Source organism: Serratia ficaria (assembly GCF_900187015.1).
GTDB lineage: Bacteria > Pseudomonadota > Gammaproteobacteria > Enterobacterales > Enterobacteriaceae > Serratia > Serratia ficaria.
This window is the reverse complement of the sequence record NZ_LT906479.1, coordinates 4,965,186-4,988,121: the sequence shown is the minus strand read 5'-3', so window position 1 is coordinate 4,988,121 and position 22,936 is coordinate 4,965,186. Positions and strand designations below refer to the sequence as shown.

Annotated in this window: 19 protein-coding genes; 6 read left to right on the top strand and 13 right to left on the bottom strand. The window is 61.5% G+C overall.

Translation table 11 applies throughout. From position 1 onward, the window contains the following. Positions 1-53: 53 nt before the first annotated feature. From CKW09_RS23330 to CKW09_RS23325, 3 genes are all read left to right on the top strand, one after another. Positions 54-3,146 (top strand): autotransporter outer membrane beta-barrel domain-containing protein, encoded by a 3,093-nt coding sequence (locus tag CKW09_RS23330; RefSeq protein WP_095099758.1) that lies wholly within the window; start codon positions 54-56, stop codon positions 3,144-3,146. Between the two features lie 34 nt (positions 3,147-3,180). Next, entirely contained in the window at positions 3,181-3,357 is a 177-nt protein-coding gene (locus CKW09_RS24770) for a hypothetical protein (RefSeq protein WP_157079258.1), read from the top strand. Positions 3,358-3,621: 264 nt separating this feature from the next. Continuing rightward, positions 3,622-4,473: a helix-turn-helix domain-containing protein gene (locus CKW09_RS23325; RefSeq protein ID WP_061799593.1), complete on the top strand. Its 852-nt coding sequence runs from the start codon at positions 3,622-3,624 to the stop codon at positions 4,471-4,473. Here the strand turns inward: CKW09_RS23325 and CKW09_RS23320 are convergent. From CKW09_RS23320 to CKW09_RS23305, 5 genes are all read right to left on the bottom strand, one after another. Continuing rightward, a complete protein-coding gene (locus CKW09_RS23320) occupies positions 4,463-6,247 on the bottom strand; it encodes an ATP-binding response regulator (protein ID WP_061799592.1) in 1,785 nt (594 codons plus the stop codon). The two genes, CKW09_RS23325 and CKW09_RS23320, sit on opposite strands and share 11 nt — an antisense overlap. Continuing rightward, positions 6,244-6,738 (bottom strand): molybdopterin-dependent oxidoreductase, encoded by a 495-nt coding sequence (locus CKW09_RS23315; protein WP_061799591.1) that lies wholly within the window; start codon positions 6,736-6,738, stop codon positions 6,244-6,246. Before CKW09_RS23315 ends, CKW09_RS23320 begins: the two co-directional genes overlap by 4 nt. Before the next feature lie 714 nt (positions 6,739-7,452). After that, positions 7,453-7,818: a hypothetical protein gene (locus CKW09_RS24635; protein ID WP_129543456.1), complete on the bottom strand. Its 366-nt coding sequence runs from the start codon at positions 7,816-7,818 to the stop codon at positions 7,453-7,455. A gap of 44 nt (positions 7,819-7,862) precedes the next feature. Further along, complete coding sequence (gorA, locus tag CKW09_RS23310; protein ID WP_095099754.1) at positions 7,863-9,215, bottom strand: glutathione-disulfide reductase; 1,353 nt, start codon at positions 9,213-9,215, stop codon at positions 7,863-7,865. A gap of 130 nt (positions 9,216-9,345) precedes the next feature. Next, on the bottom strand, positions 9,346-10,188 hold the full coding sequence (locus CKW09_RS23305) for a 23S rRNA (adenine(2030)-N(6))-methyltransferase RlmJ (protein ID WP_061799588.1): 843 nt from the start codon (positions 10,186-10,188) through the stop codon (positions 9,346-9,348). A gap of 122 nt (positions 10,189-10,310) precedes the next feature. Between CKW09_RS23305 and CKW09_RS23300 the strand changes: the two genes are divergently transcribed. The 3 genes from CKW09_RS23300 (at position 10,311) to rsmJ (ending at position 13,689) form a co-directional block, all read left to right on the top strand. Next, positions 10,311-10,772, top strand: coding sequence for an HIT family protein (locus tag CKW09_RS23300; protein ID WP_061799586.1), 462 nt, complete (start codon positions 10,311-10,313; stop codon positions 10,770-10,772). Positions 10,773-10,891: 119 nt separating this feature from the next. After that, a complete protein-coding gene (prlC, locus tag CKW09_RS23295; RefSeq protein ID WP_061799583.1) occupies positions 10,892-12,934 on the top strand; it encodes an oligopeptidase A in 2,043 nt (680 codons plus the stop codon). 8 nt (positions 12,935-12,942) lie between these two features. Continuing rightward, on the top strand, positions 12,943-13,689 hold the full coding sequence (gene rsmJ, locus CKW09_RS23290) for a 16S rRNA (guanine(1516)-N(2))-methyltransferase RsmJ (RefSeq protein WP_061799582.1): 747 nt from the start codon (positions 12,943-12,945) through the stop codon (positions 13,687-13,689). A 28-nt stretch (positions 13,690-13,717) separates the two neighbouring features. Here rsmJ and CKW09_RS23285 read toward each other — a convergent pair whose 3' ends face one another. The 8 genes from CKW09_RS23285 to uspA form a co-directional block, all read right to left on the bottom strand. After that, entirely contained in the window at positions 13,718-14,317 is a 600-nt protein-coding gene (locus tag CKW09_RS23285) for a KpsF/GutQ family sugar-phosphate isomerase (protein ID WP_061799579.1), read from the bottom strand. Further along, positions 14,317-15,954: an FGGY-family carbohydrate kinase gene (locus CKW09_RS23280; protein WP_061799578.1), complete on the bottom strand. Its 1,638-nt coding sequence runs from the start codon at positions 15,952-15,954 to the stop codon at positions 14,317-14,319. The genes CKW09_RS23285 and CKW09_RS23280 overlap by 1 nt, the downstream gene beginning before the upstream one ends. A 29-nt stretch (positions 15,955-15,983) precedes the next feature. Further along, a complete protein-coding gene (locus CKW09_RS23275) occupies positions 15,984-16,937 on the bottom strand; it encodes an ABC transporter permease (protein ID WP_061799576.1) in 954 nt (317 codons plus the stop codon). Between the two features lies 1 nt (position 16,938). Beyond that, a complete protein-coding gene (locus CKW09_RS23270; RefSeq protein ID WP_061799575.1) occupies positions 16,939-17,928 on the bottom strand; it encodes an ABC transporter permease in 990 nt (329 codons plus the stop codon). Then, positions 17,921-19,420, bottom strand: a complete 1,500-nt coding sequence (locus CKW09_RS23265; protein WP_095099751.1) for a sugar ABC transporter ATP-binding protein — start codon at positions 19,418-19,420, stop codon at positions 17,921-17,923. Before CKW09_RS23265 ends, CKW09_RS23270 begins: the two co-directional genes overlap by 8 nt. Before the next feature lie 70 nt (positions 19,421-19,490). After that, on the bottom strand, positions 19,491-20,477 hold the full coding sequence (locus CKW09_RS23260; protein ID WP_061799574.1) for an autoinducer 2 ABC transporter substrate-binding protein: 987 nt from the start codon (positions 20,475-20,477) through the stop codon (positions 19,491-19,493). Between the two features lie 328 nt (positions 20,478-20,805). Then, positions 20,806-22,149 carry an NADP-specific glutamate dehydrogenase gene (gene gdhA / locus CKW09_RS23255; protein ID WP_061799573.1) on the bottom strand — a complete coding sequence of 448 codons (1,344 nt, stop codon included), beginning with the start codon at positions 22,147-22,149 and terminating at the stop codon, positions 20,806-20,808. A gap of 196 nt (positions 22,150-22,345) precedes the next feature. After that, positions 22,346-22,792: a universal stress protein UspA gene (gene uspA / locus CKW09_RS23250; RefSeq protein WP_061799571.1), complete on the bottom strand. Its 447-nt coding sequence runs from the start codon at positions 22,790-22,792 to the stop codon at positions 22,346-22,348. Positions 22,793-22,936 lie beyond the last annotated feature (144 nt).

Here is a 22,936-nt window from a genome sequence, read left to right as displayed (position 1 = left end):
ACCAACGGATAAACCGTCTGGGGCGGTTTTACTAAAACAATAAGGGTAAGGGAATGAGAAGACTTGCAGGCAAGAATAAACCGGCGTCGGCGCCGTCATGGAAACTGAACGCCCTGCTGTGCGGGCTGCTGGCGGCCGGCCTCGCGCAGGCTGCGCCGCATGAGCCGGGCGGCAAGGCGGGCGATCCGGCCAGCTGGCGCAGCGATGAGTTCAACGCCAACTGGGGGCTGGGCGCGATCCACGCCGACGAGGCTTATGCCGCCGGCTATACCGGCAAAGGGCAGAAGGTGGGGATCCTGGATACCCCGGTCAACCGTCATCCGGAATTCGCCGGTGACGGCAAGCTGATCAACGTCGTCACCGAGGGCTATCGCGCCTATACCGATCCGCACCGGCCGGGAATCAACGCCGGCGATCGCTTCTACTTCGACGGTACTTTCCACTTCTACAACGGGGCAACGCTGAGCAACCACGGGGTGCACGTGGCCGGGATCAGCGCCGCCAACCGCGACGGCGTCGGCATGCACGGCGTGGCCTTCGACTCGCAGGTGATCAGCGTCGACAACGACAACGACGGCCCGGCCTACGGCGAGTTCCTCGGTCTGGACGGCGCCGTCACCAACGCCGGCTGGCAGGCGATGATCAACAACGGCGTACGGGTGATCAACAACAGCTGGGGCGTCAGCATTCCCGACATCCTGTCCGACGGCGGGCGGGATCCGGATGCGCTGCACTTTGAGCTGAAGGATGCGCAGGAACAGTTCGATCAGGTCAAGCCGCTGTTGGGCAGCCTGGCGGGCGCCGGGTATCAGGGAGCGATCGATGCGGCGCGCAAGAATATTCTGGTGCTGTTCGCCGCCGGCAACGACGGCAACTATAACCAACCGGATGTGATCAGCGGCCTGGCCTATTTCGTGCCGGATATCGCGCCGAACTGGCTGTCGGTGGCCAGCGTGGCGCAGGACGATGCGTCGACCAACCGCGTGCCTTACAGCATCAGCGCTTTCTCTTCCCGCTGCGGCTATACCGCCAGCTTTTGCGTTTCGTCGCCGGGCAGCAAAATCTACAGTACGGTGGCCAACGGCTCGGATCCCGCACAGCTGGTGTCGGACTACGGCAACAAGAACGGCACCTCGATGGCCACCCCGCACGTGGCCGGTGCGGTCGCGGTGTTGCTGCAACGCTTCCCGTACATGACTTCGGCGCAGATTGCCGACGTGCTGAAAACCACCGCCACCGACATGGGCGCGCCGGGCATCGACGCGCTGTACGGCTGGGGGATGATCAACCTGGGCAAGGCGATCAACGGCCCGGGCATGTTTTATACCGTCGAGGATATTCCTGAAGAGTTCCGCATCCCGGATCCCGCCGGCGTGGCCTACGGCCCCTCGCAGTTTGTCGCCAATATTCCGGGATTGGGCGCCGAGGTGGATGCGGGCACGCCGCACGCCAGGAAGTGCGACGATATTCATTGCGCGCTGGAGGTCTATGCCAACGACATTTCCGGCCACGGCGGCCTGACCAAAGAGGGCCAGGGGGCACTGGTGCTGACCGGCGCCAACACCTATACCGGCCCGACCCAGGTCAACGCCGGCCTGCTGGCGGTCAACGGCTCGCTGGCGTCGGACGTCAGCGTGCAGGGCAGCGGCATCCTCGGCGGTGCCGGCAGCGTCGGCTCGCTGGCGGTGCATCGCGGCGGCACGGTGGCGCCGGGCAACTCGATCGGCACCCTCAGCGTGGCCAACGACCTCGGCTTCGACCCCGGTTCGCGCTACGCGGTGGAGGTGGGGCCGAACGGCCGGAGCGATCGGATCGTCAGCGGCGGATCGGCGACGATCGGCGGCGGCGAGGTGGCGGTATCGCTGGAGAACAGCGGCAACCTGCTGTCGCAAAGCGAGGCGCGCAGCCTGCTGGGCCAGGAATACAACATCCTGAGCGCCCGGCGGGGGATCAGCGGGCGCTTTGACGCGGTGGCGCCGAACTACCTGTTCCTCGGCACCGGCCTGAGCTACCGGCCGAACCAGGTGACGCTGAGCGTCGGGCGCAACGACACCGCCTTCGCCGACGTGGCGCAGACGCAGAACGAGCGCGCGGTGGCGGCGGCGGCGGATGCGCTGGCGGCGGGCAACCCGGTGTACGAGAGCATTTTGACCAGCGGCACGGCGGGTGAGGCGCGGCAGGCGTTCCGGCAGCTGTCGGGGCAGATCCATGCGGACATCGCCTCGGCGCTGGTGAACGACAGCCGCTACCTGCGCGAGGCGCTGAACGGGCGGCTGCGTCAGGCGGCAGGGCTGGCGGCGTCGCCGGAGATCAAGGCGGACGAGGGCGGCGCCTGGGCGCAGTTGCTGGGGGCCTGGGATCATGCGTCGGGGGACGCCAACGCCACGGGGTATCAGGCGTCGACCTACGGGGTGCTGCTGGGGCTGGACTCGGCGCTGGCGGACGACTGGCGGCTGGGGGTGGCGACCGGTTACACCCGCACCTCGCTGGACGGCGGCTACGGCGCGAACGGCGACAGCGACAACTACCACCTGGCGACGTACGGCGGCAAGCAGTGGGGGGCGCTGGCGCTGCGGGGCGGGGCCAGCTACAGCTGGCATCGCATCGACACCGCGCGGTCGGTGAACTACGGCCAGCAGTCAGATCGTGAGACGGCGAAGTACAGCGCGCGCACCGAGCAGGCGTTCGTGGAGGCGGGCTACGGGGTGAAAACCGCCTGGGTGGACCTGGAGCCGTTCGCCAACCTGGCGTACGTCAACTTCAAGAACAACGGCATCGCGGAAGACGGCGGAGCGGCGGCGCTGCAGGGCGACAAGCAGCACACCGACGCGACGGTGTCGACGCTGGGGCTGCGGGCGGACACCCAGTGGCAGGCGGGCAAAACCACCCGGGTGGCGCTGCGCGGCGAGCTGGGCTGGCAGCATCAGTACGGCGAGCTGGAGCGGGGCACCGGGCTGCGCTTCAGCGGGGGCAACGCGCCGTTCGTGGTGAACAGCGTGCCGGTATCGCGCGACGGGATGGTGCTGAAGGCCGGCGCGGAGGTGGCGGTGAACGACAACGCCACGCTGTCGCTGGGCTACGGCGGGCTGCTGTCGCAGAACCATCAGGACAACAGCGTCAACGCCGGTTTCACCTGGCGCTTCTAAGCTTTTCTGGATTATCTTGTTCCACGGAGCCGGCATGCCGGCTCCGTTTTTATTTGTCGCGGTGACGTTCCGCCGAGGAGAACGTATGATGGCGCCGGAAATTGACGGCGATAACGACAATAAAAAACCGGGATCCTTGCGGAACCCGGCTCAAAAGTGGGTAAAACAGATTGGTGCTAAAGGCTCAAATCCAGTATTGCTTGCCGGCTGATCTGATGCATACATCCTTTCAGCAGCCACAATCGGAATGAGTTTTCCCTGGTGTTATTATGGTTATTATCAAAAAACGATCTGGTATTATTTTTTATAGTGTATTGCTGTATGTCTCTTTTGATACCATGTTTGACTATAGAACATGGTATGTCAAGCAACGTTTTTAGCGCATAATTGCATGAGATGCTAGTTTTAGAAGGTGCTTCTTCATCATAAATAATCAAAACGACTGATAAATCAGCAAAAAAAATCGAAGGAACAAATGGATAACAATCATCAAAAATTCGATTCACAGTCGATTGCAAACCGGGTCAGGGAGCTATTTTTACATTACGGGATTGGCAAGCGTCAGCATGCCAAAGAGCTCAGCCGCATTTTGGATCTGAGTTTTTCGCATGCGCACCGCAAACTGAAAGGGCAAAGCCCATGGACGCTGGAGCAGATCAACAGCGTCGCCGCCGCGTTGGGAGAAACGCCGGCGGCGATCGCCGATATGGATGCCGAACATGACGCGCCGGAGCAAACTATGGCACAGGATGCCATCTTTGTGGTCGGCGGCGTGGATATTCCCTGCGTCGGGCACATCGGCGACGAGCTGACGGCCGGGCGGTTATCGGAGTTTGTCGCGCTGCGGGTGGAACAACAATGGCGTATCTACCGCACCGACGATGCGCCGGCGGGCAAGCGCCACAGCGTCGAACTGATCGAAATCCGTCCCGGCAGCCAAGAAGACGAGCGGTTAAGCATTGCGGTGCTGGATGATTCGCATCAGGCGGCCGACGAGCTGGCGAAATATCTGGTCAGCCGCGGGTTCAACGCGGTGGCGTTCTATGACGTTAGCCGTTTTTGTCAGGCATTGCAGCAAAGCCTGTTCGACGGTTACGTGGTCGACTGGCTGATCGGCGAGGAAACGGCGGATAAGTGCATCGAGGTGATCCGCGCCTCCGATAACCCGGATGCGCCGGTGCTGGTGTTGACCGGTGAGCTGGGCACCGACCGGCGCGAATCCGAGATAGCCAAGGCGATGCGCGAGTACGACGTGCTCGGCCCTTATGAAAAGCCGGTGCGGCTTCACGTGATAGAAGCCGCCCTGCAGCGTTGTTTTAATCTGTAGAAGGGAATACCTCGGCCAGCGCGCCTGACAGCGCATCCAGCCGCACGGGTTTCATCAGGTAATTGTCGAACAGCGCCCGCTGTTCGGCGGAGAGCTGCTCCGGGGTATAGGCGCTGATGCCGATAATCGGCACGTGGCGGTTGGGCCCCCGGCGGTTGCGCAGCTGTTTGGCCAGCGCGGCGCCGTCGATGCCCGGCATCTGCAAATCCAGCAGCAGCGCATCGTAAGGCCGGCGCAGCAGCTTCTGCAGCGCGCGCTCCGGCGAATCGCACAGTTCATGCTGATAACCGAGCTTGTCCAGCAGCGCCGCAAAGGCATCCCCCACCGACTTGTTGTCGTCCACCACCAGCACATGCTGCGGTTTTTGCTGCGGGTTGTGGTGCGGCGCAGCCTGGTCGCCGGCCTGCGGGTCTTCGCTGACCTGCACCGGAATGCTGACGATAAAGGTGCTGCCCTTTTTAACTTCGCTGTAGACCGTGATGGTGCCGTTAAGCAGCGTCACCAGGCCATGCACGATCGCCAGCCCCATGCCGACGCCGGCATACTGCTTGGTATGCGACTGATCCAGCTGGGTAAAGGGTTTGAAGATCTGGTCGAGCATGTCTTTTTCGATGCCGATACCGGTGTCGGTCACTTCGATAATCAGCGAGCTGCCGCCGGGTTGACGCCGCAGGCAGCTGTGCAGGGTAATGCTGCCGCTCTCGGTATATTTGTAGGCGTTGGTCAGCAGGTTGACGATAATCTGCCGGATACGCAGCGGATCGGAATACACCTGCAGATGGCTGCATTCCACTTCGCAGCTCAGCTTGACCTGTTCTTTGCGCGTCAGCGTGGCGATTTCGTTGGCGGTTTCCCCGATCAGCTTCTGCGCGTCAAACGGCACGATGCGCAATTCCATCATGCCGCTGTCCAGGTGCGCGTAGTCGGTCAAATCCTTCATCTGGCTTTCGATCTGCTGCGCGGCGGTCTCCAGCCGCTGGAAGGTGTCCGCATGCTCCGCCGACACCCGGGTGTTCACCAGCACGTCGATGGCGGACATGATGCTTTGCAGCGAAGTGCGCAGCTCGTGGCCGATGGCGCCGAGGAAGGCGTTTTTGGTGCGGGTGGCCTTCTCCGCGGCGATCGCCTTGGCCTGCTGGCGAATGGTCAGCCGCTGCTGGCGGAAGACGATCAGGGTGATGGCGATCAACGCTATCACCGAAAACATCACGATCACCAGGCCATAGAAAATGATGTGCCGCTTCTCGATATAGTCTTCATAGGCGGCGGTGCGCTGCTTCACTTCGGCATGGTCGGTCAGGTTGGCCATTTCGATGGCGTAAGGCTTGATTTGCCGCATGGCTTGGGAAATCAGGCCAAAGTCGATTTGCGGGCTGTCCAGCAGCCGGTCAATTTTGTCCATTTGCTCGCGCATGTGCTTGACCACCTCCGGGTAACCCGGCTGGGCGTACAGCGGCTGGGTAGATTCGGAGACGGTTTCCAACACGTAAAAACGCGAATAGAGAATTTCAAACTTGAGACGCAGGTCTTCGCCGTTCACCCGCGGCGCGTTTCTCTGCTGTTCGACCAGCGTCTCGAACTCGGCCAGCTTGATGGAGAACTTGGCGATCGACCAGGAGTAGTTTTCCTGCGTGCCGGCGATGGCGTACAGCCCTTTCTTCGACAGGGTGGCGCTGTAGTAATACAGCGTCACCGTCGAGGCGACCAGGAACAGCGCGGCGAAGATGGCCGGGATCGCCAGCCTGCCGCCGCTTTTAAAACTTGTCAGCTTCATTTGATCACTATCCTGTCGACCTGCCAGATAAAGCGCGAGTTGTATAACGGCGAGTTCAACTCAGGCCCTGCGGCGTCCCTTGGGTAAACTAAAAATAACGGGCCGAAGTTTCTGATCTTCAGCATTTCCCCGTCCATTTTGTAGGCCAGAATCATGTTGTATTTTTCAACGTCGGACAGCGGCACGTCGATGTAATAGTCATTCAGCGCATAGAAGGTCAGCGTGCTGCCCCTGGCGCCGACGCGGGCCAAAATATCCGCCACCGCGATGCCTTCAAACTTGCGCTGCGGGGTCCAGGAGGTGGACGTGGTGATGCTGCGCACCGGCATGGCCAGTAACTGTTTATCGGTAAACAGATAGCTTTTTTTTGTCGGGTCGGTCACGTTGTCGATCTTTCCCGCCACTTCCAGCGTGAAGCTGAACGCGCTGGCCTGGGCGATAACCAGGGCCATGCAGGCTAACGTGATGTTTTTAAAAAGCGTGAACAGCATCAATATTCTCCAGAGGCGCGGATGCACTTATCGGTTCCGCTAATTTATCAGGCAAAATAATGGCAGAAAATGCCGGTTTATGTCGAAGGGAATGCTAAAGAGCACGAAAAGAATAGGCCAGCGGCGCATCCCGGCCCGGCGGCGCGGTTAAGCTTAATATAACGGGCGACGGCATCATGCGGCAGATTTTAAATGAGAGTGAGGGGGGAAATAAGCCCGATGCGGGCATACAGCTTGATTACCAATGAATATCTCTATGCCGATGAGGGTGGCTCAGGGGGAAATAATCTGGTTGGGTGAATAGGACGCTCATTTTGCCTTGCCGAATTCAGTAGAAACGTTTTAGTTATCGTTGCAGGAAAGAAAAACCAGCGATGCGGGCGCTATCGGTTTGTATTCGCCTGATTATGGGCGTGGTGAAGAAAAAAAAGCCCTATAAACATAGGGCAAAGACACACAACAACACCAGGGAAACTTTAGGGTATCTTATATTATAGGTTTCTAATCATATATACCGTTTTGTTATATCTATATCCTCACTCATTCAGTTGTTTAAATCTGCTTTACTTTCAACGGGTTGTTTTTTCTGCCGGCGACGGCAGGCCCGAGCAACCCGCGGGTTAATTTTGGCGGTAACTTTTAGTTACATTGCCATGATGCAAATATGCATCGTAATGATGAGCTTTTATGCATTCAAAAGAGGGCGCTGATCGTTTATTGTCCAGCGGTCGCCGATCGCAGCGTTATTGAATTTAAGCCGATACCAGGGCTTTTACGGCACCAGGGAATACCGATATTAGGGCGATGTTTTGCCCGCGATAAAATGGTTTGCGACGATTTAACGCGGCGGTTTTTTTTAGCCTGCGATTTACCGCATCGATGATAAAAACGTTTATTTTTAGCCGGCGGCGGCGATGGCTGAGCGAATTGACGGGCGTGGGCGCTTGCTGTTGCCGGCCGTTTTTTATCGGCGAAAGGCAATATTTTAACGCCCTCCTCAACGATAAAACCCGGGCGCCTAGGATTTTTGTCATGCGCAAAAATGCGGCGGCGGCCGGAGATAAAAAAAGCCAGACGCAAAGGCGTCTGGCTTGCGATGCTGCCGAGCGCGACGGCGCCGAGGATCAGCGCATGGTGACGAACTCTTCCGCGGCGGTCGGGTGGATCGCCACGGTGTTGTCGAAGTCCTGCTTGGTGGCGCCCATCTTCACGGCGACGGCGAAGCCCTGCAGGATTTCGTCCATGCCGAAGCCGATGCCGTGCAGGCCGACGATTTTCTCTTCCTTGCCCGCGCACACCAGCTTCATGCGGCACGGCTGGCGGTGCTGGGTCACGGCGCTGTACATGGCGGTGAAGGAGGATTTGTACACCTTCACGTTGTCGGCGCCGAATTTCTCGATGGCCTGCGGTTCGGTCAGGCCGATGGTGCCGATCGGCGGGTGGCTGAACACCACGGTGGCGATATTGCTGTAGTCCAGGTGCTCTTCCGGCTTGTTGTTGAACAGGCGCTCGGACAGACGACGGCCGGCGGCGACCGCCACCGGGGTCAGTTCAACCGCGCCGGTGTTGTCGCCCACCGCGTAGATGCCCTTGACGCTGGTGTTCTGGAACTTATCGACGTCGATATAGCCTTGCTCGTTGGTTTTCACCCCGGTGACGCTCAGGTTCAGGTTGTCGGTCGCCGGTTCGCGGCCGATGGCCCAGATCAGGCTGTCGACGGTGAATTCCTTGCCGTTTTCCAGCTGCAGCCGCAGGCTGCCGTCGGCGTTCTTCACGATCGCTTTCGGCACCGATTCGGTGTGCAGGCTTGGCCCTTCGGCGTTCATGACCTCCACCAGGGTTTCGACGATCATCGGGTCGAAGGTGCGCAGCGGCGCGTGCTTGCGCACGAACAGGTGAGTTTCCGCGCCCAGCGCGTTCAGCACCCCGGCGATCTCCACGGCGATGTAGCCGGCGCCCACCACGGCGACGCGTTTCGGCATTTCGTCCAGCTCAAAGAAGCCGTCGGAGTCGATGCCGTATTCCGCGCCCGGAATGTCCGGATGGCTCGGGCGGCCGCCGGTGGCGATCAGAATATGGTCGGCGGTGATTTTCTCGCCGTTCACTTCCACGGTGTGGGCGTCGACAAAGCGCGCGAAGCCTTTGATCACGTCGACTTTGTTTTTGCCCAGCACGTTATCGTAGGAGTTATGGATGCGGTCGATATACGCGGTGCGGTTGGCGACCAGCTTTTTCCAGTCGAAGGCATTGACGGTGGTGTCGAAACCGTAGTCCGGGCCGTACTGGTGGATGGCTTCGGCGATCTGCGCCGCGTGCCACATGACTTTTTTCGGTACACAACCCACGTTGACGCAGGTGCCGCCCAGTTCCTTGGCTTCAATCAGCGCACATTTCTGGCCGTACATGGCTGCCCGGTTGATCGATGCGATACCGCCGCTGCCGCCGCCAATTGCTAGATAATCGTAATGTTTCGTCATCTGGGATTTCCATGAGTTGTGAGATTCGAAGAGGGTAAGAGTTTAACGCCTGATGTGGGTTTGTCGCAAAGGTTGCGTCGATGGCTGCAATAGGCGGGGTAAAGGCGCGGCGTGCCGCGCCCCGGATGGCTTATTCCGGTACGACCCAGTTCACCAGATGGTGGCCGTTGCCGGACGGCACCAGCGTTTTGTGCAGCCACGGCAGCACGTTGTTCATCTGCTGCTCCAGCTTCCACGGCGGGTTAATCACGATCATGCCGGAGGCGGTCATGCCGCGCTGATCGCTGTCGGGTTTCACCGCCAGTTCGATCTGCAGAATACGGCGGATGCCGGTGGCTTCCAGCTCTTTCAGCATGCGTTTGATCTGCTGGCGCATCACCACCGGGTACCACAGCGCATAGGTGCCGGTAGCGAAGCGCTTGTAGCCTTCCTGAATGCCCTTGACCACGTCCTGATAGTCGGTCTTCATTTCGTACGGCGGGTCCATCAGGATCAGCCCGCGGCGCGAGGCCGGCGGCAGCTGGGATTTCAACTGCTGGTAACCGTCGGCGCGCTGCACCTTGGCGCGTTCGTCCTTTTGAAACTCGCCGCGCAGCAGCGGGAAATCGCTCGGGTGCAGCTCGGTCAGGTGAATTTTGTCCTGCGGGCGCAGCAGCTGGCGCGCGATCAGCGGCGAACCCGGGTAGTAGCGCAGGGTGCCGGAGCGGTTGAAGTTGTGCACCACGCTCATGTAGGCCGCCAGCTCTTCCGGCAGATCGTCGCGTTGCCACAGCAGGCCGATGCCTTCCAGATATTCGCCGGTGCGTTCGGCGTGCTCGCCGCTCAGCTGATAGCGCCCCGCGCCCGAGTGGGTGTCCAGATACAGGAAGGGTTTTTCTTTTTCTTTCAGCGACTCGATGATCAGGCTTTGAACGCTGTGCTTGAGCACGTCGGCGTGGTTGCCGGCGTGAAAACTGTGGCGATAACTTAACATGGCTGGTGGCAGTTCCTTGCGCTCCGCAGGCGGAGCTTTCAATAAGGCATATAATCTGCACAGTATAAACTGTCTGGCCGGGAAAAACCGGACTGCGTTACTGCAGACGATAAGGAGGCGACATGAGCTGCATTTTTTGCGACATGGTGGCGGGCAAGGTGCCGTGCCATAAAATCTGGGAAGACGACGCCCATATGGCGTTCCTTTCCATCTACCCCAATACCGACGGCTTCAGCGTGGTGATCCCCAAGGCGCACTACCCGAGCTACGCCTTTGAACTGCCGGACGCGGCGCTGAGCGCGCTGATGCTGGCGACCAAGCGGGTGGCGCAGCGGCTCGATCGGGCCTTCGACGACGTCGGCCGCTGCGGCATGGTGTTTGAAGGCTTCGGCGTCGATCACGTGCATGCCAAACTGATCCCGATGCACGGCACCGCCGCGTTGGAACAGTGGCGGCCGATCGAGTCGGCCTCGGCGAAGTTTTTCGATCGCTACGAGGGCTATTTGTCCTCCCACGACGCCGCGCGCGCCGATGACGCGCATCTGGCGGCGCTGGCCGAGCAGATCCGCCGATGCGCCGTTTAAGGCACTATCTATCAACGCCGGGCATTGATTTTCCCCTGTTCTGGCTCCATGTTAGATATTCATACGCATTTTAAGGCCTGCCCGCTGCGGCGGGCCCCAACGCTAATCAGGACTGCCCTATGACAAATCCGTTGCTGACTCCGTTTTCCCTGCCGCCGTTTTCGGCGATCCGCCCTGAAGATATCGTGCCCGCGGTGCAATCCGCGCTGGCAGACTGCCGCGCCGCGGTAGAGCGCGTGGTCGCGCAGCCGGGGCCGTTCACCTGGGACAACCTGTGTCAGCCGCTGGCGGAGTCGGACGATCGCCTGTCGCGCATCTGGTCGCCGGTCGGGCACCTGAACTCGGTGAAAAACAGCCCGGAGCTGCGCGCCGCCTATGAGCAGGCGCTGCCGCTGCTGTCCGAATACGGCACCTGGGTCGGCCAGCACGCAGGGCTGTACCAGGCTTACCGCAGCCTGAAAGAGGGCGCGGCGTTCGAGACGCTGAGCGCGCCGCAGCGCAAGTCGGTGGAAAACGCGCTGCGCGACTTTGAGCTGTCGGGCATCGGCCTGTCGGCGGAAAAACAGCAGCGCTACGGCGAAATCGTCGCGCGCCTGTCCGAGCTGGGCTCGACCTACAGCAACAACGTGCTCGACGCCACCATGGGCTGGAGCAAACTGATTACCGACGAAGCCGAGCTGAGCGGCCTGCCGGCCAGCGCGCTGGCCCAGGCGCAGGCGATGGCGCAGGCCAAAGAGCAGGACGGTTGGCTGCTGACGCTGGACATGCCGAGCTACCTGCCGGTGCTGACCTACGCCGACAACCGCGCGCTGCGTGAAGAAATGTATCGCGCCTTCGCCACCCGCGCTTCCGATCAGGGGCCGAACGCCGGCAAATGGGACAACAGCGAAGTGATGGCGGAAACGCTGGCGCTGCGCCACGAACTGGCCCAGCTGCTGGGCTTCGACACCTATGCCGACAAATCGCTGGCCACCAAAATGGCGGAAAGCCCGGACCAGGTGATTGGCTTCCTGAGCGATCTGGCCAAGCGCGCCCGCCCGCAGGCCGAGCAGGAGCTGGCGCAGCTGCGCGCCTTCGCCAAACGGCATCACGGCGTGGACGATCTGGAAGCCTGGGACATCACCTATTACGGCGAAAAACAGAAGCAACACCTGTTCTCGATCAGCGACGAGCAGCTGCGCCCGTACTTCCCGGAACAGCGGGTGGTGGAAGGGCTGTTCGAGGTGGTGAAACGCATTTACGGCATCAGCGCCAAAGAGCGCAAGGATGTGGATACCTGGCATCCTGAAGTGCGCTTCTTCGATCTGTTCGACGCCAACGGCGAGCTGCGCGGCAGCTTCTATCTCGACCTGTACGCGCGTGAAAACAAACGCGGCGGCGCCTGGATGGACGACTGCGTCGGCAGCCTGCGCAAGGCCGACGGCACGCTGCAAAAGCCGGTCGCCTACCTGACCTGCAACTTCAACCGCCCGCTGGGCGATCAGCCGGCGCTGTTCACCCACAACGAAGTGACCACGCTGTTCCACGAGTTCGGCCACGGCCTGCACCATATGCTGACCCAGATCGACACCGCCGGGGTCTCCGGCATCAGCGGGGTGCCGTGGGATGCGGTCGAGCTGCCGAGCCAGTTTATGGAAAACTGGTGCTGGGAGCCGGAAGCGCTGGCGTTCATCTCCGGCCATTATCAGAGCGGCGAGCCGCTGCCGAAAGAGATGCTCGACAAGCTGCTGGCGGCCAAGAATTACCAGGCGGCGCTGTTTATCCTGCGCCAGCTGGAGTTCGGCCTGTTCGATTTCCGCATGCACTTCGAATACCGCCCGGAAAAGGGCGCGCAGATCCTGCCGACGCTGGCGGAAGTGAAGAAAATGGTGGCGGTGGTGCCTTCGCCGAGCTGGGGCCGCTTCCCGCACGCCTTCAGCCATATCTTCGCCGGCGGCTACGCGGCGGGTTACTACAGCTACCTGTGGGCGGAGGTGCTGTCGGCCGACGCTTACTCGCGCTTCGAAGAAGAGGGCATTTTCAACGCCGAAACCGGCAAATCCTTCCTCGACAACATCCTGTCGCGCGGCGGTTCGGAAGAGCCGATGGCGCTGTTCAAACGCTTCCGTGGCCGCGAGCCGCAGCTGGATGCTATGCTGCGCCATTACGGCATTAAAGGATAACCCGCCACGTGAGTGTGTGTTTATTGTGTGAAGCAGGCGCCGATCCCGGCGCCTTGTCTATTTTGGCGCAGCGCTGGCAGTTGGTCTCGGACGACGACGCGCCGATGGCGCTGGTGCTGACCCCGGAGCGGCTGGAGCTGCGCAAGCGCGACGAGCCCAAGCTTGGGGCGATCTACGTCGATTTCGTTACCGGCACTCTGGCGCACCGGCGCCGTTTCGGCGGCGGCCGCGGCGAAGCGGTGGCCAAGGCGGTCGGCATCAAGGGCAGCTACCTGCCGGACGTGGTGGACGCCACCGCCGGCCTGGGGAGAGACGCCTTCGTGCTGGCGGCGCTGGGCTGCCGGGTGCGGATGCTGGAGCGCAATCCGGTGGTGGCGGCCTTGCTGGACGACGGCCTGCAGCGCGGCTATCGCGATGCGGAAATCGGCCCCTGGCTGCGCGAGCGCCTGACGCTGCTGCACGCTTCCAGCCTGACGGCGCTGGCCTGCCTCGATCCGCGGCCGGAGGTGGTGTACCTCGATCCGATGTATCCGCATAAGCAGAAAAGCGCGCTGGTGAAAAAAGAGATGCGGGTGTTCCAGTCGCTGGTGGGCAGCGACGACGACGCCGACGGCTTGCTGGAGCCGGCGCGCCGGCTGGCGACCAAACGCATCGTGGTGAAGCGGCCGGACTACGCGCCGCCGCTGGCCAACGTGCCGGCTCACGCCGCCACGCTGACGAAAAGCCACCGCTTCGATATCTATATGCCGCTGTAATCTTCGCCGGGCTCGGCGCGCCGGGCCCTCAGTTCCCCTCCCGCAAACTTTTCCCCACGTCGCCGCCCGGGTGCACCGCCAGCAAGGTTTCTTTGCCGTAGCCGCTGCGTTCCATCAGACAGGCGCAGGCGGCGTCGAAAATCGCCAGCACCAGCACGATAGAGGTGGTCGCCAGCATGTTCAACGGATCTATCTCGTTTTCCACCCCGGTGGCGATGGTCAGCTGCGCCGCCTGCGCGATGGCGGAGGCGGGGTTTTCCGTCACCGCGATCAGCGGCACCCCCTTGGCCTGCAGCGTCGGCAGCAGGCGGGTCAGCTCGTCGGAATTGCCGCCGCGCGAGATAAGGATCAGCAGATCGTCACTGCGCAAAAACCCCAGGTCGCCGTGCGCCGCGTCGGTGGCGTCGAGGTAGACCGCCGGCCGCTCCACGCAGGCCAGCATATGGGCGATTTTACGCGCCGCAATGCCCGAGGTGCCGACGCCGGTGACGGCGATTTTGCCGCGACACTCCGCCAGCTGCGCCAGCAGCCGTTGCCAGATCTGCGCGTCGAGGCGATCGCCGAGCTGCGCCAGCTCGCGGCTGTAGGTTTCCCACCCCTGAACGGCGCGTTGCCATTCCCGCTGCATCAGGCATCCTCCTGCATCAGTTGGCGGTATTTCATATGGTCGTCGTACAGCTGATGGAAGACCCGGTATTTGCGGTCGTAGTAGCGTTTGATCTTGTTGGTCTGCGGCGTGACCGTTTTGCCGATGCGGCTCATGGCGCCCATCGCCTCCGGCAGGGTGTCGAACACGCCCGCCGCCACGGTGCCCATCATGGCGCCGCCCAGCAGCATCGCTTCGCTTTCCTCCGGCAGCAGCATGGCGCAGCCGGTGGCGTTGGCGTGCTCCTGCACGAAGATCGGGTTCTTGGTGCCGCCGCCGCTGGCCATGATGGTGTCGATGCGGTAGCCGCTGTGGTTCATGGTCTCGATGATGTGGCGGGTGCCGAGCGCGATGGCCTGAATGGTGGCCAGGTAGTGCAGAGCCATGTCTTCCGGGGTGCGCGACAGCTTCAGCCCGGTCAGGGTGCCGGTCAGCGTCGGGTTGGCGCGCGGCGAGCGGTTGCCGTGGAAGTAGGGCAGCATGTGGATGTCCTGGGTGAGGAAGGCTATGTCCTCCGGCTCGCCGGCCATGCGGCGCAGAATGGCGTTCAGCGCCTCATAGATGGTCTGCCCCTGGGTTTTCGCCTGCGCCAGCAGATCCTGATGGCAGGGGTGCGACTGGATCACGTGGTCGATCAGCGCGCCGGTGGCCGACTGGCCGCCTTCGTTGAGCCAGTATTCCGGCAAAATGGCCGAGTAGTAAGGCCCCCAGACGCCGCCGATAAAGCGCGCGGTGCGCGACATCGCCATATGGCCGGTGGAGGTGCCGCCGATCAGCGCCACGCGGCGGTTGAAGTCCGCCACCTCGCCGGAAACGCCGGTGGCCCCCAACGTGCCGAGGGTGCCGGCGTGGGCGTCGATGATCGACACGCTGACCGCGGTGCCGGCAATCAGCCCCATCTCGCCGGCGGCGCGTTGGGTCAGGCCGTGGCCCAGCGGTTCGCCCATCATCTTGACGTCGCTGCCGATCTTGGCGGCGTCGTGCTCCAGCAGGTCTTCCAGACCGATCTGCCGGAAGTAGCTTTTGTCCCAGCGCTGCTCGTGGCCGAGGTAGGTCCACTTGCATACCGTCGAACACAGCGAACGGGTGGCGTCCTGGGTGGCGCGCCAGGTGAGGAAATCCGGCAGATCGAACAGATAGCCGGCGTTGGCCCAGGTGGTGGGCATGTGCTGCTTCAGCCACAGCAGCTTCGGCGTCTGCATCTCCGGCGAAATGATGCCGCCGACGAAGTCCAGCACCCGGTGTTTGGTGGCGTTGATGCGTTCGGCCTGGACTATCGCCCGGTGATCCATCCACACGATGATGTTCTGCTCGGTGCGGCCGGACGGGCTGACGGTCAGCGGCTTGCCCTCTTTGTCGAGCACCACCAGCGAGCAGGTGGCGTCGAAGCCCAGCCCCTTGACCTGAATCGGGTTGATGTCGGCCTGATTGACCGCATCGCGCACCGCGTTGCACACCGCCTGCCAGATATTGTCCGACGACTGCTCGACGAAGTCCGCCTTCGGCCGGTACAGTTCGATGGCCCGGCTGGCCTGGCCGACCATGCGGCCGTTGAGATCGAATACGCCTGCGCGCGCGCTTCCGGTGCCCACATCTACGCCAATAAAATAGCTCGCCATCATTTTCTCCTAAGGGTTGTGTCCGCAACCTAGCTTTTTCGATTCTGTAACGCGATAAACAGGATCAGCACGCCGCCCCACAGGGCCATGGTCAGATAGCTGCTGACCCCCAGCAGGTTGAGGCCGCTTTCCAGCATTTGCAGCACGATCAACGCCAGCACCAGCCCCAGGACGCGGCCGAAGCCGCCGTCCGGGTTGATGCCCCCCAGCACCGAGGCCAGAATGGTCACCAGCAGATAGGACTCGCCGTAGCCGGCCTTGGCCGAGTTGAACTTGGCCATCATCAACAGCGCGGCGCCCCAGCCGAGCAGCGCCGACAGGATGTACACCGCGACCTGCACCCGGGCGGTATTCACCCCGCTGAAGCGGGTAGCCTGTTCGTTGGAGCCGATCAGATACAGGCTGCGCCCCAGCGTGGTGTGCTCCAGCAGCAGCCACAGGCCGGCGGCCACCAGCAAGAACAGCAGCAGCGCCACCGGGATGCCCAGCACCGCGCCGTTGCCGAGAAACTGTATCGCCGCCGGGAAGCCGGAGATCACCGCGCCGTTGGACAGCAGGATGTTCAGGCCGGTGATCAGCGTCATGGTGCCGAGCGAGGCGAGGATCGGCGAAACGCCGACCCAGGCCACCAGCACGCCGTTGAGCGCGCCGATCGCCACCGCCACCAGCAGGCCCGCCAGCAGCGCCAGCGCCAGAAACAGCGGCTGATCGGGGTGGTTGACGATAATCGCCGCCATCACCAGCGAACAGGCGTTGGCGCCGGCGATGATCGACAGGTTGATGCCGCCGGTCAGCATGGTGATGCCCATGCCGAGCGCCAGCAGGCCGAGGATCGGCAGTTGCGAGGCGATCGACTGGAAGTTGCCAAGGCTGAAGAAGCGCGATCCGAGCAGGCCGGCGAACAGCAGCGCCACCGCGATGATGATCGCGCCCTGCAGGCGGATGATCCGATCGTTGGGGATCAAACGGGTTAACTGCGTCATGCTATAGCTCCTTGACCAGTTTGCGTTTTTCGTTCCAGGCGGTGCTGCTGATGCTGATCAGAATGATCGCGCCGCTGAACACCTGGTGCCAGTAAGCCGAGACGCTGAGCAGCGTCAGCCCGTTCTGCAGGAAGGCCAGCAGCACCACCCCGAGCAGGGTACCGGTCAGCGAGCCGCGGCCGCCGGTCATGCTGGTGCCGCCCAGCACCACCGCCGCCAGCACCGTCAGTTCGAAACCGAGCAGCGAGTTGGGGGCCACCGACTGGGTGATCTGCGCCTGCACCACCGCGGCGATGCCGGCTAAAATCCCCATGTAACCGTAGACATAGAAGTGCAGCCGCAGCAGGTTCAGCCCCAGGCGCGACGCCGCATCGCGGTTGCCGCCCATGGCGTAGATCTGGCGCCCCAGCCGGGTGCGGTTCATCAGCACGCCGGTGACGACAATCACCGCCAGCAGGCACAGCAGCGGCAGCGTCAGGCCGTAGTCATAGCCGTCGGCGCCCTGGAACGAGAACCAGTTGATGCCGTCCATGAACCAGTCCGGGAAGCCGTACAGCCAGGTGCCGTTGGTGGCGTACACCAGCAGGCCGTAGAACAGGTTGAGCGTGGCGATGGTGATGATGATCGCCGGCACCTTCAGCCAGTACACCAGGAAACCGTTCACCAGCCCGAGCAGCAGGCCGACGCCGGCAGCCAGGGCGAACGCCAGCGGGAAGCTGCCGCCGTGCTGGATAACCCAGCTGGCCATCGCGTACTGGGCGATGGCGGTGATCGCCGGGAAGGAAATGTCGATACCGCCGGCGATCAGCACCACGAACAGCCCGCAGGCGAGAATGCCGAGAATGGCGTAGCTGGTGGCGACGTCGGTCAGGTTGCCGAGCGTCAGAAACTCGTCGGTGCCCAGGCTCAGGCCGACGCCCAACGCCAGCACCAGCAGGCCGAGATAGAGCTCGTGCCGGCCGGCCAGGCGGGCCAATAATGACTTATCCATTCACCACCTCGGCGATCTGTTGTTCGGTACTCTGGTGCGGCGCAAATTCGGCGATCAGCTCGCCCTTGCGCATCACCATCACCCGATGGCTGTTGTAGTAGGCTTCCGGGATCTCGTCGCAGATCATCAGCACCGCCATGCCCAGCTGCGCCAGATCGCGGGCGATCTGGTAGATCCCCTCTTTGTTGGCGATATCCACCCCGACGGTCGGCGAATCGAGGATCAGGATCTTCGGCTGCGTCGCCACCCATTTGGCGATGGCGATGCGCTGGGCGTTGCCGCCGGACAGGGTTTTCACCGGCAAGGCGCTGTCGGACACCTTGATGTTCAGATCGCGGATCAAGCGGTTGACCAGCTCGCTCGCCTTGGCGTGGTCCAGCAGGCCGAGCCGGGTATGCAGCTGGTCAAACACCGTGACGATGGTGTTGTCGTAGATCGATTGCTCCATGATCAGCCCCTGGGTCAGGCGATCCTCCGACACATAGCCGATGCCGTGGCGCACCGCTTCGCGGTTGTTGTGCAGCCGCACCGGCTGGCCCGCCACCTTGATCTGGCCGCTGTCCGGCCGGGTCATGCCGAACAGGCTGAGGCACAGTTCGGTGCGGCCGGCGCCCAGCAGCCCGACGATCGAGACTATTTCGCCGCCGCGCAGCGCCAGGTTGATGTTGCGGTACTTGTCGCCGCGGCTGAGGTTGCACACCTCCAGCAGCGGTGCCTTGTCGGCCGGCGGCTGCGCCGGCAGCGGGCTGTAGTGGAAGCGTTGGCCGGTCATCAGGAACGCCAGCTCGTGGCTGTCCAGCTCGCTGGCGGGCCAGGTGCCGACCAGCTTGCCGTCGCGCATCACGCTGATGCGGTCGGCGACCTCCATCACTTCGTCCAGCCGGTGGCTGACGAACACCACGCAGATGCCCGCCGCCTTCAGCTCGTTGACCACCCGCAGCAGGCCGTTGACCTCCTGGCGCGTCAGCGAGGCGGTGGGTTCATCCATGATCACCAGCCGCGCCTCGGCGGCGATGGCGCGGCAAATCGCCACCAGTTGCCGATCGGCGATCGACAGTTTTTCGACCTTCTTGTCGGGATCGATGGTCACGCCGACGCGCGCCATGGCGTCCAGCGCCGTCTGGCGCATCACCCGCTTGCGCACCCAGAAGTGGCCGCCGGGCAGGTAGCGGTGGATGGCGATATTTTCCGCCACCGTCAGGTTAGGGAATAACGACAGATCCTGATAAATCACCTGAATGCCGTAATAACCGGACAGCTGCGGCGTCAGGGAGTGGAATAATTTGCCTTCCAGCGAAATATTGGCGCCTTTTTCCGGCTGATAAACGCCGGAGATAATTTTAATGATGGTGCTTTTGCCGCAGCCGTTTTGCCCGGCCAGGCAGTGCACTTCGCCAATATTTAGCGTCAGGTTGATCTGGTCTAATGCCAGCACGCCGGGGAATCGCTTGCTGATATTCTCCAGAGTGATAAATGCAGGGGATGCGTTCATAACGTTAACCTGTGTTTGCATAGCGGCGGCACGCGCAGCCGCTATGGATTTTCCCGGTGTGGCTAATGAATTAAAAACCGAGCGATTTGGCGTTATCTTTGGTCACTTCCAGAATTTTATTGAACCGAATCACTTTGTGTTCCATATCGACATCGGCCTTGCCCAGGCCCTCTATCGACAGATCTTGGGTCACTTCCTTGCCCTGCAGCAGCCGATCCGCCACCGTCACCAGCGCGTAGCCGGCGTCTTTCGGATCCCACAGCAGCGCTTTCTTGATGTCGCCGCGCATCAGGTAAGGGGCGGCCTGCGCCGGCATGGCGATGCCCACCACCGCAATCTTGTCCTTGGCGCGCTTCTTGGCCACCGCCTGGCCGGCGCCGATCGGGCCGAGCGAACCGAAGCCGATGATGCCCTTCATCTGCGGATAGGTTTTCATCAGGTCCAGCGTGGTGGCGTAGGATTTGTCGATGCTTTCGGCCACCGGCAGGCGCGAGGTGACTTCGAACATGTCCGGATATTTGGCTTTCTGGTACTTGATGGCGGAATCGGCCCAGGCGTTGTGCAGCGGCACGGTCAGCGAACCGACGTAGATCGCGTAGCCGCCCTTGCCGCCCATGTCTTTCGCCAGCTCATCGACGTTGGCCTGCGCGTATTTCTCGCTGTCGATGGTTTCGATATCCCACTGGCCGATCTGCTGGTCAGGAGATTCATGGGTCAGCACCACGATGCCTTTGTCGCGCGCCTTTTTCAGCACCGGCTCCAGCACCTTGGCGTCGTTCGGCACCACGATGATGGCGTTGACGTTTTTGGCGATCAGATCCTCAATCACCTTGACCTGCGCGGCCGGGTCCGGCGTGGAAGGGCCGGTCTGGTAGGCGTTGACGTCGAGCTTTTTCGCCGCCTCGTTCACGCCCACTTCCATACGGTTGAACCACGGAATGCCGGTCACTTTGGCGACCACGGCGATCTCGTACTTATCAGCGGCGAAAACAGGTGTTGTCGATAACATGCACGCAGAAACCACACATGCATTCAATAATGCGAGGTTAAATTTCATTAGCGGTACCTTTTTTATCTGTAGGGGTGGCGGTTTTTCCACCGATGCAGATTACAAAGGAATGGAAGGGGGGGCGTAACCGAAGTTAACGAAATGTGATCTGCGCACATTGGAGTGAAATAATGACGGTTTTAATGTTAATTAAATGTTTAATAATTTTGAGGTGGTAATTTTACCACGTTAAATAGTCATTTATTTAACATGTTAAATGATTATTGATAACATAATTGCAACCATTGGCGTTGAACAAAGCGGGAAAAAATGCCGGCGTCGTCGCCGGCATTGCAACATTTAACGGATGTGTGAACAAGATCACCTTGTCGGCAGGTCAGAGCACCCCCTGCGCCAGCATGGCGTCGGCCACCTTGACGAAACCGGCGATATTGGCGCCGTGCACGTAGTGGGTTTGCTTGCCTTCACCGCCGTATTCCACGCAGGCGTGATGAATATCCGCCATGATATGTTGTAAACGTACATCCACTTTCTCCGCCCGCCAGCCGAGGCGCGCGGCGTTTTGCGCCATCTCCAGCCCCGAAGTGGCCACCCCGCCGGCGTTGGCCGCCTTGCCCGGCGCGAACAGCACGCCGGCGTCGAGGAAGGCGTCGGTGGCCTGGATGGTGGTCGGCATATTGGCGCCTTCCGCCACCGCTTTCACCCCGTTGCGGATCAGCGTTTGCGCCGCCTCCAGGTCCAGTTCGTTCTGGGTGGCGCACGGCAGGGCGATATCCACCGGCACGCCCCACGGCTGTTGGCCGGCCAGATAGGTCAGGCCGCGCTCGCGGGCGTAATCCTCGACCCGGCCGTAGCGCTGGTTTTTGATCTCGGCCAGGTGCGCCAGCTTTTCGGTGGTGAAGCCGGCCTCGTCGACCAGCGTGCCGCCCGAGTCCGAGACGGTAATGACCCGCGCGTCCAGCTCCAGCGCTTTTTCGATGGTGTACTGCGCCACGTTGCCGGAGCCGGACACCGCCACCCGCATGCCCTCAAAACCCAGCCCGTGACGCTGCAGCATGGCGTCGGTGAAATACACCAGGCCATAGCCGGTCGCCTCGGGGCGGATCAGGCTGCCGCCGAAGGACAGTCCCTTGCCGGTAAACACGCAGGCGGTGTTGTTGGACAGCTTCTTCATCATGCCGGCCATAAAGCCGACCTCACGGCCGCCAACGCCGATATCCCCGGCGGGCACGTCGGTGTCCGGCCCCAGGTGACGGTACAGCTCGGTCATCAGCGCCTGGCAAAAACGCATGATTTCGCCCTGGCTTTTCCCTTTGGGATCGAAGTCGGCGCCGCCTTTGCCGCCGCCCATCGGCAGGGTGGTCAGCGCATTTTTGAAGGTTTGCTCGAAGCCGAGAAACTTCAGAATCGACAGGTTCACCGACGGATGAAAGCGCATGCCGCCCTTATAGGGGCCGATAGCCGAGCTGAACTGCACGCGCCAGGCGCGGTTGACCTGTACCTGGCCGCGATCGTCGACCCAGCTGACGCGGAACTGGATGACGCGCTCCGGCTCCACCAGGCGTTCCAGCAGCGCCTGCTCGCGATAGTGCGGGTTGCGTTCGATAAACGGCCACAGCGAGGTGAAAACCTCCCTCACCGCCTGCAAATACTCCGGTTGGTGGGGGCTGTGGCGCTGCAGCGAGGACAGGAAAGATTCGACCGATACGGCATGTTCCATGGATTAGCTCCTTCTGGCATTAAATGTCCCCCCGCTTTTTTTATAAATATGGGTATAGGCGATGTCCGGGGGAGTGATGTTGTGTCTTTAGCGACTATATCACCGGGGGGCGGTTGATTATCAAGCGATTAATCAGACAGGCGGAATGAAAAACGCCCGCGAGGGGCGGGCGTTGGCGAGCGGGTTCGGCAGAGGCTTAGTTATCTTCCGCCTCTTCTTCATCGCGCAGCGGCACGATCAGCATGTCGATATGCACGGTGTTGATCAGCTGGCGCGCGGAGGACATCAGCTTGCTCCAGAAGTCCTGGTGGTGGCCGCACAGCACCAGGTCCATATCGTATTTCTTGATGGCGTCCACCAGCACCTGCGCCAGATCGCCGCTGCCGCTCAGGGTCTCGGTAATCGGGTAGCCGGCGTTCTGCGACAGCTCGGTCAGCGCCTGGTGGGTTTCCTCGGAAATGCGCTTTTGCATGTCGCCAAGGTTGACGTCGATCAGGCCGGTGTACAGGTCGGAATAGTTGACATCTACGTGGATCAGGGAAACTTTGGCGTTGTAGGGGCGCGCCATAGATACGGCTTTCTCCACCAGAATTTTGCTTTCCGGGGACAGGTCTACCGCAATCAGAATGTGTTTGTAAGCCATGAGAATACTCCTTCCATAATACTGCCGATTAAAGGGTTAGCAGGCGTTCCATGTACCAGCCTGACGCTTTTGGTTTCATAGTATCATTCGGATAACGTAATGATATGTTGGGGCGATCACACTGCGCCGCATCAAAAATCTTGC

What these genes read in the sequence shown, in the direction of transcription:
- CKW09_RS23285 (WP_061799579.1), bottom strand. Translation starts at nt 14,317, where the DNA reads ATGCAGCGGGAATGGCAACGCGCCGTTCAGGGGTGGGAAACCTACAGC.
- CKW09_RS23270 (WP_061799575.1), bottom strand. Translation starts at nt 17,928, where the DNA reads ATGGATAAGTCATTATTGGCCCGCCTGGCCGGCCGGCACGAGCTCTAT.
- CKW09_RS23305 (WP_061799588.1), bottom strand. Translation starts at nt 10,188, where the DNA reads ATGTTAAGTTATCGCCACAGTTTTCACGCCGGCAACCACGCCGACGTG.
- CKW09_RS23320 (WP_061799592.1), bottom strand. Translation starts at nt 6,247, where the DNA reads ATGAAGCTGACAAGTTTTAAAAGCGGCGGCAGGCTGGCGATCCCGGCC.
- CKW09_RS23300 (WP_061799586.1), top strand. Translation starts at nt 10,311, where the DNA reads ATGAGCTGCATTTTTTGCGACATGGTGGCGGGCAAGGTGCCGTGCCAT.
- CKW09_RS23325 (WP_061799593.1), top strand. Translation starts at nt 3,622, where the DNA reads ATGGATAACAATCATCAAAAATTCGATTCACAGTCGATTGCAAACCGG.
- prlC (WP_061799583.1), top strand. Translation starts at nt 10,892, where the DNA reads ATGACAAATCCGTTGCTGACTCCGTTTTCCCTGCCGCCGTTTTCGGCG.
- uspA (WP_061799571.1), bottom strand. Translation starts at nt 22,792, where the DNA reads ATGGCTTACAAACACATTCTGATTGCGGTAGACCTGTCCCCGGAAAGC.
- CKW09_RS23275 (WP_061799576.1), bottom strand. Translation starts at nt 16,937, where the DNA reads ATGACGCAGTTAACCCGTTTGATCCCCAACGATCGGATCATCCGCCTG.
- CKW09_RS23315 (WP_061799591.1), bottom strand. Translation starts at nt 6,738, where the DNA reads ATGCTGTTCACGCTTTTTAAAAACATCACGTTAGCCTGCATGGCCCTG.
- gdhA (WP_061799573.1), bottom strand. Translation starts at nt 22,149, where the DNA reads ATGGAACATGCCGTATCGGTCGAATCTTTCCTGTCCTCGCTGCAGCGC.
- CKW09_RS23265 (WP_095099751.1), bottom strand. Translation starts at nt 19,420, where the DNA reads ATGAACGCATCCCCTGCATTTATCACTCTGGAGAATATCAGCAAGCGA.
- gorA (WP_095099754.1), bottom strand. Translation starts at nt 9,215, where the DNA reads ATGACGAAACATTACGATTATCTAGCAATTGGCGGCGGCAGCGGCGGT.
- CKW09_RS24770 (WP_157079258.1), top strand. Translation starts at nt 3,181, where the DNA reads ATGCCGGCTCCGTTTTTATTTGTCGCGGTGACGTTCCGCCGAGGAGAA.
- CKW09_RS23330 (WP_095099758.1), top strand. Translation starts at nt 54, where the DNA reads ATGAGAAGACTTGCAGGCAAGAATAAACCGGCGTCGGCGCCGTCATGG.
- CKW09_RS23260 (WP_061799574.1), bottom strand. Translation starts at nt 20,477, where the DNA reads ATGAAATTTAACCTCGCATTATTGAATGCATGTGTGGTTTCTGCGTGC.
- CKW09_RS23280 (WP_061799578.1), bottom strand. Translation starts at nt 15,954, where the DNA reads ATGGCGAGCTATTTTATTGGCGTAGATGTGGGCACCGGAAGCGCGCGC.